Raw genomic sequence first — 12,416 nt, forward strand, 5'->3', positions numbered from 1 at the left:
AGCGGCGGCGGGTGTTGTTTGATTGGAATGATACGGGGTGGCCGGTTTCGGGTGTGGTGGTGTCGGAGTTGTTTGAGGCGCAGGTGGTGCGGACTCCGGGTGCGGTGGCGTTGGTGTGTGGGGGTGAGGTGTTGTCTTATGGTGAGTTGAATGTGCGGGCGAATCGGTTGGCGCGGTATTTGGTGGGGCGTGGGGTGGGTCCGGGGTGTTTGGTGGGGGTGGTGTTGTCGCGTGGGGTTGATTTGGTGGTGGTGTTGTTGGCGGTGTTGAAGGCGGGGGCTGGGTATGTGCCGGTGGATCCGGGTTATCCGGCTGATCGTGTGGGGTTTGTGTTGGGGGATGCGGGGCCGGTGGTGGTGGTGACGGATTCGGTGGTGGTGGGGTCGGGTGTGTTGGGTGGGGTGGTGGGTGTTGATTTGGTGGTGGTGGATGGGGTGGATGTGGTGGCTGGGGTGGCGGGTTGTGGTGGTGGGGATGTGGTGGGTGGTGAGCGGTTGGGGGTGGTCTCGGGTGATCATCCGGCGTATGTGGTGTATACGTCGGGGTCGACGGGGCGGCCGAAGGGTGTGGTGGTGCCGCATCGTGGGCTGGTGAATTTTCTGCGGGTGGCGGGTGGGTTTTGTGGGTTGGGTGGGGGTGATCGTTTGTTGGCGGTGACGACGGTGGCTTTTGATATTGCGGTGTTGGAGTTGTTTTTGCCGTTGGTGTGTGGGGCTGGTGTGGTGGTGGCGGGGTCGGGGGTGGTGCGGGATGTGTTTGCGTTGGGTGCGTTGGTGGAGTCGGCGGGTGTGTCGGTGATGCAGGCCACTCCGTCGTTGTGGGAGGAGTTGGTGTCGCAGGTGCCGGGGTGTGTGGGGGGTTTGCGGATGCTGGTGGGGGGTGAGGCTCTGCCGCCGGGGCTGGCGGAGCGGATGTGTGAGCTGGGGGGTGAGGTGGTGAACTGTTATGGGCCGACGGAGACGACGGTCTGGTCGACGGTGGCCGTGTTGAAGGAGCGTGTTGGTGGGGTTGTGCCGGTGGTGGGTGGCGGGTCCGGGGTGGGGGTGGGGGTGGGGGTGCCGCCGATCGGGCGTCCGTTGGGGAATACGCGGGTGTATGTACTGGATGGGGGTTTGCGTGCGGTGGCGGTGGGTGTGGCGGGGGAGTTGTATGTGGCGGGGGCGGGGCTGGCGCAGGGGTATTGGGGGCGGGCGGGTCTGACGGGTGAGCGGTTTGTGGCGGATCCGTTCGCGGGGGTTGCGGGGTCGCGGATGTACCGGACGGGGGATGTGGTGCGGTGGCGGCCGGACGGGCAGCTGGAGTTCCTGGGGCGTGCGGACGCGCAGGTGAAGGTGCGTGGTTTCCGTATCGAGCCCGGTGAGATCGAAGCGGTCCTGGCCGGTCATGAAACGGTGGCCCAGGCGGTGGTACAGGTCCGGGAGGACCGGCCCGGAGACAAACGCCTCATCGGCTACGTAGTACCCACAGGCGCGAGTCGAAGTGTGGGTGGGGGTGTGGGTGTTGATGTTGTTCGGGTGCTGGGGGTGGCCAGGGAGCGGCTGCCGGATTACATGGTGCCCTCGGCGCTGGTGGTCCTGGAGCGGCTGCCTCTGACGCCGAACGGGAAGGTGGACCGCAAGGCTCTGCCCGCCCCCGACTACACCACCACGGTCACCCGCCGCGCGCCCCGCACACCGCGCGAGGAGATTCTGTGCGGCCTGTTCGCCGAAGTCCTGGGCGTCGCGGAAGTGGGTATCGACGACAGTTTCTTCGCGCTCGGCGGGCACTCCCTCCTCGCCACCCGCCTGATCAGCCGTATCCGCACCACCCTGGACGTCGAACTCACCATCCGCGCCCTCTTCGAAGCCCCCACCGTCGCCGGCCTGAGCGCACGAGCAGACCAAGAAACCAGCCTGGTACGGCAGCCACTGACCGGCAGGCCACGGCCCGGGACCGTACCTTTGTCGTTCGCGCAGCGCCGGCTGTGGTTCCTGGGCCAGTTGGAAGGCCCCTCGGGCACCTACAACATTCCCCTGTCTCTACGGCTGCGCGGCCGGCTGGACATCGACGCCCTGCGCCTGGCCCTGACAGACGTGGTCGGTCGGCATGAGAGCCTGCGAACCCTCTTCCCCCAGGCCGATGGCCGGCCTTACCAGCACATCCTCCAGGGCGATGCGGCAGTGCCACCCCTTGCCGTGACCGGAACCATCACCGAGGAAGAACTCACCGACGCGCTGGCCCATCACGCCCGCGCCGGGTTCGACCTCGCCCATGACCTGCCACTGCGGGTACGGCTGTTCGTGCTGGGGCCGCAGGACCATGTCCTGCTGGCCGTGGTCCATCACATCGCCGCCGACGGCTGGTCCCTCACCCCCTTCGCCCGCGACCTGTCCACCGCCTACCAGGCCCGCACCAACAACCGGGCACCCCAATGGCCCGCACTGCCCGCACAGTACGCCGACTACACCCTGTGGCAACGGGACACCCTCGGCAGCGAAGACGACCCCAACAGCCTGATCTCCACCCAGCTGGACTACTGGACCACCACCCTGGCCGGCACACCCGAACAGCTCGAACTACCCACCGACCACCCCCGCCCCGCCATCACCTCACACCACGGCAACAGCGTCACCCTCCACATCCCAGCCCCCACACACACCCAACTCGTCGCGCTCGCCCACGACAGCGGCGCAAGCCTCTTCATGACCATCCAAGCCGCACTCGCCGTCCTCCTCACCCGCATGGGCGCCGGCCACGACATCCCCATCGGCACCCCCATCGCCGGACGCACCGACGACGCCCTCGACAACCTCATCGGCTTCTTCGTCAACACCCTCGTCCTACGCACCGACACCAGCAACAACCCCACCTACCGCGAACTCATCCAACGCACACGAGAAACAAACCTCACCGCCTACACACACCAAGACACCCCCTTCGAACGCCTCGTCGAAATCCTCAACCCACAACGCTCCCTGACACACCACCCCCTCTTCCAAATCATGCTCACCCTCCAAAACAACACCCAACCCAACCTCGACCTCCCCGGCCTCCACGTCACCCGCCAGCCATTGGGCGGCACCACCGCCAAATTCGACCTGGCCTTCAACCTCAGGGAATCCCGTACGGCGGACGGCACCCCCAACGGGCTCACCGGACACCTCGACTACCGCACAGACCTCTTCCGCCCCGCCACCACCGAAGCACTCGCCACACGCCTGCAACGGGTGCTGGAGACCGTGCTCGCGGACCCGGACATCCCCATCGACCGAGTCGACATACTCGACGAAGCCGAACGCCGGCAGATTCTGTCCGGGTGGAATGACACCGGGCGTCGGATGCCGGATGCGGTGCTGCCGGAGTTGTTCGAGGCGCAGGTGGCGCGGACCCCGGATGCGGTCGCGGTGGTCTTCGAGGGCCAGGAGCTGACGTACGCCGGGCTGAACGCGCGGGCGAATCGGCTGGCCCGGTACCTCATCGGGCTGGGGGTCGGGCCGGGGCATGCGGTGGCGGTGTGGATGGAGCGTTCCGCCGACCTGATAGCCGTTCTGCTGGCTGTGCTGAAGGCAGGCGGGTTCTACGTGCCGTTGCATGAGGGCTATCCGGTGGAGCGGCTGCGTTCGGTCATGCGCGACTGCGGCGCCGGCGTGCTGCTCACCGACCGGCCCGCACAGGCGGGCGGGTTCGCCGGTGATGCGCGTGTGGTCGAGGTGACTGGCGAGGTCCTGACCGCTGACGACACCGACCACAGCAACGTGGTCGTGGGCGGCAGGCATCCGCTGCAGCTCGCCTATGTGATGTACACCTCGGGCTCCACCGGCGAGCCGAAGGGCGTGGCCGTACCCCACCGGGGCGTGGTGGAACTGGCCCTGGACACCTCCTGGGCCAGCGACACAGACAACGCGCACAAGCGCGTCCTGATGCACGCCCCACACGCCTTCGACGCCTCCGACTACGAGATCTGGGTCCCCCTGCTCTCCGGCGGCCGCATCGTCGTGGCCCCCAACGAACAGATCGACGCCAAAGCACTACGCACGCTCATCAGCGATGGCCAGGTCACTGCCATCGAGCTGACGGCGGGGTTGTTCCGGGTGATCGCGGAAGAGGATCCCGGGTGTTTCGGCCAGGTCCAGGAGGTACTGACCGGCGGCGACGTGGTCTCCCCCACCGCCGTCCAACGCGTCCTCCAAGCCTGCCCGCAAATCAGGGTCAGATCCCTGTACGGACCCACAGAAATCACCCTGTGCGCCACCCAACACCTCATGACCCCCACCACCCCACCCGGCACCTCAGTACCCATCGGCCGACCCATGGACAACACCCGCACCTACGTCCTGGACCACGCCCTACGCCCCGTACCCCCGGGAGTCGCAGGCGAGCTCTACATCGCCGGAACCGGCCTGGCCCACGGCTACATCAATCAGCCCACCACCACCGCCGAACGCTTCATCCCAGACCCGTTCGGCCCACCCGGCACCCGCATGTACCGCACCGGCGACCTCGCACGCTGGAACACCGACGGCACACTCGAACACCTCGGCCGCACCGACACCCAAGTCAAGATACGCGGCTTCCGCATCGAACCCGGCGAAATCGAAGCCGCCCTGACCAGTCATGACACGGTTGCCCAAGCCGCCGTCCTCGTACGCGAAGACCAACCCGGCGACAAACGGCTGGTCGGCTACGTAGTGCCTACGGATGCGGGAGTGCGAGTTGACACCGCTCAGGTGCTGGAGGCGGCCAGGGACCGGCTGCCGGATTACATGGTCCCCTCGGCACTCGTCGTACTCGAGCGACTGCCCCTGACCTCGAACGGCAAGCTGGACCGCAAGGCTCTGCCCGCCCCCGACTACACCGCATCCACCACCCGCCGCGCACCCCGCACACCGCACGAGGAGATCCTGTGCGGTCTCTTCGCCGAAGTCCTCGCGGTCCCCGAAGTCGGCATCGACGACAGCTTCTTCGCACTCGGCGGGCACTCCCTCCTCGCCACCCGCCTGATCAGCCGTATCCGCACCACCCTGGACGTCGAACTCACCATCCGCGCCCTCTTCGAAGCCCCCACCGTCGCCGGCCTCGCCGAACACCTCCAGACATCCGACAGCCACACCACACGCCCCAAACTCACGACGCAAACCCGGCCCGGGACCGTACCTTTGTCGTTCGCGCAGCGCCGGCTGTGGTTCCTCGGCCAGCTCGAAGGCCCCTCGGGCACCTACAACATCCCCCTGTCTCTACGGCTGCGCGGCCGGCTGGACATCGACGCCCTGCGCCTGGCCCTGACAGACGTGGTCGAGCGGCATGAGAGCCTGCGAACCCTCTTCCCCCAGATCGACGGCCAGCCCCACCAGCACATCCTCCAAGGCGACGCGGCATCGGTCTTCGAAGTGCTGGACATCGCCGGCGAAGACCTGGCCGAGGCACTGAAGCGGGAGGCCGCCACTGGGTTCGACCTTGCCCGCGATCTGCCGCTGCGTGTGCGGCTGTTCGTGCTCGGGGCGGATGAGTACGTACTGCTGGCAGTGGTGCATCACATCGCCGCCGACGGCTGGTCGATAGCGCCCTTCGCCCGCGACCTGACCACCGCCTACAAGGCCCGCACCAACGGCAAGGCACCCGGATGGCGTGCGCTGCCGGTGCAGTACGCGGACTACACCCTCTGGCAGCAGGGAATCCTCGGCCACGAAGACGACCCCGACAGCTTGGTCACCGCCCAGCTGGACTACTGGACCACCACCCTGGCCGGTGTGCCCGAGCAGCTGGAACTGCCGGTCGACCGCCCCCGGCCCGCGGTGGCATCGTACGAGGGCGGCAGCGTGGCGCTGCATGTGCCGGCGACCGTACACGCCCGGCTGGTGGCGCTGGCCCACAACAGCGGCGCAAGCGTCTTCATGACCGTCCAAGCCGCCCTGGCCGTCCTCCTGAGCCGCGTGGGCGCGGGCCACGACATCCCGATCGGCACTCCGATCGCCGGACGTACCGATGACGCGCTGGACGACCTGGTCGGCTTCTTCGTCAACACCCTCGTCCTGCGCACCGACACCAGCGGCGACCCCACCTTCCGCGAACTCATCGAACGCGTACGGGAAACAGACCTGGCCGCCTACGCACACCAGGACGTGCCCTTCGAACGCCTCGTGGAAGTCCTCAACCCACAACGCTCCCTGGCACACCACCCCCTCTTCCAGGTGATGCTCGCCCTCCAGAACAACACCCAACCCAACCTCGACCTCCCCGGCCTCCACGTCACCCGCCAGCCATTGGGTGACACCGCCGCCAAATTCGACCTGACCGTCAATCTCAGCGAACACCGCACCGCAGACGGCTCCGCCGACGGACTCACCGGACACCTCGACTACCGCACCGACCTCTTCCGCCCCGCCACCGTCGAAGCACTGGCCACACGGCTCGTGCGCGTCCTGGCCACAGTCACCACCGATCCGGAAACCCGTGTCAGCCAGATCGACATCCTCGGCGAGACCGAGCGGCAGCAGGTCCTCACCCTCTGGAACGACACCGCACACCCGCTCCCGGACGCCCTGCTGCCGGAGCTCTTCGAGGCCCAGGTCAAGCGCACCCCCGACGCGGTCGCGGTCGTGTTCGAGGGCCAGGAGGTGTCGTACGCCGACCTCAATGCCCGGGCGAACCGACTGGCGCGGTACCTGATCGCCCACGGCGCCGGGCCGGAGCGGCTGGTAGGGGTGGCACTGCCACGCTCGGCCGAACTTGTCGTGACACTGCTGGCCATCCTCAAAGCGGGCGCCGCCTATCTGCCCATCGACCCCGACTACCCCGCCGACCGCATCCACTACATGCTCCAGGACGCGGCCCCCACGCTCCTGATCGCCGACACCACCACCTCCCCCACCCTCCCCCCGGCGGAGCATCTGCCTCGGCTGATGGTGGATGACGCGAGGACCGCTCAATACGATGACGCGGATGTGGTGGACGCCGACCGCACGGGCGGCCTGCTCCCCCAGCATCCCGCCTACGTCTTTTACACCTCCGGCTCGACCGGTCGCCCCAAGGGCGTAACAGTCCAGCAGCGCAGCGTGGTCAATCTCATCACCTGGGCCGCTTCCGAGTTCGGGCCCGATCGATTGACTCATGTGTACGTGTCGACGTCTCTCAACTTCGACGTCTCGGTCTTCGAGCTCTTCACACCTCTCGTCGCTGGTGGACGCGTCGAGGTGGTCCCCGACCTGCTCGCTCTTGGTGGCAATGTGCCGAGCAGTGGGTCTTCCTGCCTCATCAGCGGTGTCCCCTCTGTTGTCTCGACCCTCCTCAGCAGCAGCGGGCACATTGATGCGGGAACGGTGGTGCTGGCCGGCGAAGCCATGACGTCGAGCGTGGCGAACGCCATTCGTGCCGCCGTTCCGGGAGGTCGGTTCGCGAACTGCTACGGCCCTACCGAAGCCACCGTCTACTCCACGTCATGGTTCACCGACGACGAGCTGACCGCCGCTCCTCCAATCGGTCACCCCGTGTGGAACACGCAGGTGTATGTGCTGGATACGGCACTGCAACCAGTACCGGTCGGGGTGCCCGGCGAGCTCTACATCGCCGGCGCACAACTGGCCCGCGGGTATCTGGGACGGCCCGGACTGACAGCCGAGCGGTTTGTGGCGAATCCGTTCGGCACGACTGCGGGGTCGCGGATGTACCGGACGGGGGATGTGGTGCGGTGGCGGCCGGACGGGCAGTTGGAGTTCCTGGGGCGTGCGGACGCCCAGGTCAAGGTGCGTGGTTTCCGTATCGAGCCCGGTGAGGTGGAGGGTGTCCTGGCGGCGCATGACGCCGTGGCACAGACCGCCGTCCTGGTACGGGAGGACCGGCCCGGAGACAGGCGTCTGGTCGGCTATGTGGTGCCCGCGGACGCCGGTGTGAGCCTTGACACCGCTCAGGTACTGGCAGCGGCCAGAGGCCGACTTCCGGACTACATGGTCCCCTCGGCACTCGTCGTACTCGAGCGGCTTCCCTTGACCCCGAACGGCAAGCTGGACCGCAAGGCCCTGCCCGCCCCCGACTACACCACCACGGTCACCCGCCGCGCACCCCGCACACCGCGCGAGGAGATCCTGTGCGGCCTGTTCGCCGAAGTCCTGGGCGTCGCCGAAGTCGGCATCGACGACAGTTTCTTCGCACTCGGCGGGCACTCTCTCCTCGCCACCCGCCTGATCAGCCGCATCCGCACCACCCTGGGCGTGGAGCTGGGTATCCGCGCTCTCTTCGAGTCCCCGACCGTAGCGGGACTGAGCGCACGAACAGATCAAGAAACCAGCCTGGCACGACAGCCATTGACCGGCAGGCCACGGCCCGAGACCGTACCGGTCTCCTTCGCACAGCGCCGACTGTGGTTCCTCGGCCAACTCGAAGGCCCCTCGGGCACCTACAACATCCCCATGTCCCTACGGCTGCGAGGGCGGCTGGACGTCGACGCCCTGCTCCTGGCCGTAGGGGATGTGGTCGAGCGGCACGAGAGCCTGCGGACACTCTTCCCCCAGGCCGACGGCCGGCCCCGTCAACACGTTCTCCAAGGCAACGCGGCATCGGTATTCCAGGTGTTGGACGTGGCCGAGAAGGACCTGGCCGAAGCACTGATGAGGGAGGCCCGCGCCGGGTTCGACCTCTCGTGTGACCTTCCGCTGCGCGTACGGCTGTTCGTCGTGGCGCCGGATGAGTACGTACTGCTGGCGGTCGTGCATCACATCGCCGCCGACGGCTGGTCGATGGCGCCCTTCGCCCGCGACCTGACCACCGCCTACAAGGCCCGCACCGACGGCAAGGCACCCGGATGGCGTGCGCTGCCGGTGCAGTACGCGGACTACGCCCTGTGGCAGCGGGAGGTGCTGGGCAGTGAGGATGACCCGAACAGTGTGATCTCGCGGCAACTCGCCTACTGGACGGCCGCTCTGGCGGGCGTGCCGGAGCAGTTGGAGCTGCCGGTGGACCGGCCCCGGCCCGCCGTGGCATCGCACGAGGGCGCCAGCGTGGCCGTACGGGTGCCGGCCGAGGTGCACACGCGGCTGATGGAACTGGCGCACGACAGCGGGGCAAGCGTCTTCATGACCGTCCAGGCCGCCTTGGCCGTCCTTCTCACCCGGATAGGCGCGGGCAGTGACATCCCCATCGGCACCCCGATCGCCGGGCGTACCGATGACGCTCTGGATGATCTGGTCGGTTTCTTCGTCAACACGCTGGTGCTGCGTACGGATGTCAGTGGGGATCCCACGTTCCGTGAGCTGGTGGAGCGGGTGCGGGAGACGGACCTGGCCGCCTACGCCCACCAGGACGTGCCCTTCGAGCGGCTGGTGGAGGTGCTCAACCCGCAGCGCTCGATGGCCCGGCATCCCCTGTTCCAGGTGATGCTCTCCTTCCAGAACAACACCCGGCCCAATCTCGACCTTCCAGGTCTGGACATCACTCCTCAGCCGTTGGGCGGGATCGCCGCCAGATTCGACCTCACCGTGAACCTCAGCGAACACCGCACGGTGGACGGCGCCCCCGACGGGCTGAGCGGGCATGTCGACTACCGCACCGATCTCTTCGACCCGGTGTCGATGGAGGCGTTGGCTGCTCGGCTGGTGCGGGTGCTGGAGTCGGTCACCACGGATCCGGATCTGCCCGTCAGCCGGATCGACGTCCTCGGCACCGCCGAGCGGCACCGACTCCTCACCCTGTGGAACGACACCACACACCCCCTCCCCGACACCCTCCTGCCCGGGCTGTTCGAAGCCCAGGTCAAGCGCACCCCCGACGCCATCGCAGTCGTCTTCGAAAACCAGAAGGTGTCATACGCCGACCTCAACACCCGGGCCAACCGCCTCGCACGGCACCTGATCGGACACGCCGCCGGGCCGGAACAGCTGGTGGCAGTAGCACTGCCCCGCTCAGCCGAACTTGTCGTGACACTGCTGGCCATCCTCAAAACAGGCGCCGGCTACCTCCCCATCGACCCCGACTACCCCACCGACCGCATCCACTACATGCTCCAGGACGCAACCCCCACACTCCTGATCACCGACACCACCACCTCCCCCACCCTCCCCCCACTCCACCACCTCCCCCACACCCAACTCGACGAAGCCGACACACTTGCCGCAATCACCGCACAACCCGACGCGGACGTCACCGACACCGACCGCACCGGTGAACTGCTGCCCCAGCACCCCGCCTACGTGATCTACACCTCCGGCTCCACCGGCCACCCCAAAGGCGTACTCATCCCCCACCAGGCCCTACTCAACTACACCGCCCGATGCCCCCACGCCTACCCCACCCTCACCGGAGCCACCGTCCTCCACGCCTCCGTCTCCTTCGACGCCGGCGTCACCGTCCTCTACGGCGCCCTCATCTGCGGCGGACGCGTCCACATCACCACCCTCACCCCCACCACACCCACAACCACACCCACAACCACACCCACAACCACCGCCACAGACCAACAGCCCGGTGACACACCAATCACCTTCATGAAACTCACCCCCAGCCACCTCCCCCTCCTCGAAAACACCCCCCTCGAACCCACCGGCCAACTCATGCTCGGCGGCGAAGCAGTCCCCACCGAAGCCGTCCACACCTGGCAGACCAACCACCCCCACACCCCCGTCATCAACCACTACGGCCCCACCGAAACCACCGTCGGCGCCACCGACCACCCCATCCCCCCACCCACACCCACAGGCACCGCCACCAGCGGCACACACACCAGCGGCACCATCCCCATCGGCCGCCCCATGTGGAACACCCACACCTACATCCTCGACGACGCCCTGCGCCCCACACCCACCGGAACCCCCGGCGAGCTCTACATCGCCGGCACACAACTCGCCCGCGGATACCTCAACCGCCCCACCCTCACCGCCGAACGCTTCATCCCCAACCCCTACGGCCCACCCGGCACCCGCATGTACCGCACCGGCGACCTCGCACGCTGGAACCCCGACGGCACACTCCACTACCTCGGCCGCACCGACACCCAAATCAAAATACGCGGCTTCCGCATCGAACCCAGCGAAATCGAAACCGCACTCACCACCCACCACACCATCGCCCAAGCCGTCGTACTCGTACGAGAAGACCAACCCGGCGACAAACGCCTCACCGGCTACACAGTACCCACCAACCCCGAAACAGGAATCAACACCACAGAAGTCCTCCGCACACTCCGGAACCAACTCCCCGACTACATGGTCCCCACCACACTCGTCACACTCAACCACCTCCCCCTCACACCCAACGGAAAACTCGACCACAAAGCCCTCCCCACCCCCCACTACACAACCCCCACCACCCGACGAACCCCACGCACACCACGCGAACAAACCCTCTCCACACTCTTCGCCGAAATCCTACGAGTCACAGAAGTCGGCATCGACGACAACTTCTTCACGCTGGGCGGACACTCCCTCCTCGCCACCCGCCTGATCAGCCGCATCCGCACCACCCTGGACGTCGAACTCACCATCCGCGCCCTCTTCGAAGCCCCCACCGTCGCAGGCCTCGCCGAACGCATCGACGACGGGGCAGGCCAGGATCCGTTCGACCCGCTCCTCCCCATCCGCTCGAGCGGTGACGAGCCACCGCTGTTCTGCGTGCATCCGGTATCAGGGCTCAGCTGGTGTTACGCCGGTCTGCTGCGGCACATACCAGAAGAAGTCCCTGTTTACGGGCTTCAGTCGCGCGGCCTGATGGGTAAGGAGCCGCTGCCGACCTCACTGGAGGAAATGGCGCAGGACTACGTGGAACTGATGCGTTCCGTTCAGCCCGTCGGCCCTTACCGGCTGCTCGGCTGGTCTTTCGGAGGGCTGGTCGCCCACGCCGTAGCGGTACTGCTTCAGAGTCAGGGGGAAGTCGTCAGCGTGCTGACCATGCTCGACGCCTATCCACACGACGGGGCTTCCCCATCCGGCCCGGAAAAAGAAGAGGACCTCATAGCCGCATTGGCGGAGGGTGCCGGATATGAAATCCCGGAGGATGCCGATGCGGCGGATCTCTCCGTCCTCCTCCACGACTACGCCAGGCAGCACATGGGAGAGGTGACGGGAGGCATCACCCTCAGCGAGGACGAAATATCCGCGCTGGCCGTCGCGGTCGGCAACAACCGGGGGCTCGGGCGCTCCGCCACGCCGGAAAAGTTCTCCGGCGATGTGCTGTTCTTCACCGCGGCCGTCGACAACCATATGCCGGTGGCCGCTCCTCAGGCGTGGGCTCCGTATATCACGGGGCACGTGCACGAGCACCCGGTCCCGTGTGAGCATGTCCGCATGATGCAGCCCGGCCCGCTCGCCGAGATCGGACGAGTGCTGGCCGCGTCGCTGGAGGGGCGGCCGGAGCGGTAAGCGGTCGGTTCACAGACAGCGTGTGTGTGCCTGGTGGCGCGGCGTAGGTGCCGCGCCACCAGGCACACCGGATCGCGCCGAAAAGCGCGGCATCAG

Annotated in this window: 1 pseudogene; it reads left to right on the forward strand. The window is 67.2% G+C overall.

Annotated elements, in window-relative coordinates:
* Positions 1–104: 104 nt before the first annotated feature.
* A pseudogene (locus tag ACWY4P_RS06410) lies at positions 105–12,320 on the forward strand (amino acid adenylation domain-containing protein); the annotation flags it as partial.
* Between the last annotated feature and the right edge of the window lie 96 nt (positions 12,321–12,416).

The sequence above is a fragment of the Streptomyces sp. LZ34 genome (assembly GCF_053890475.1).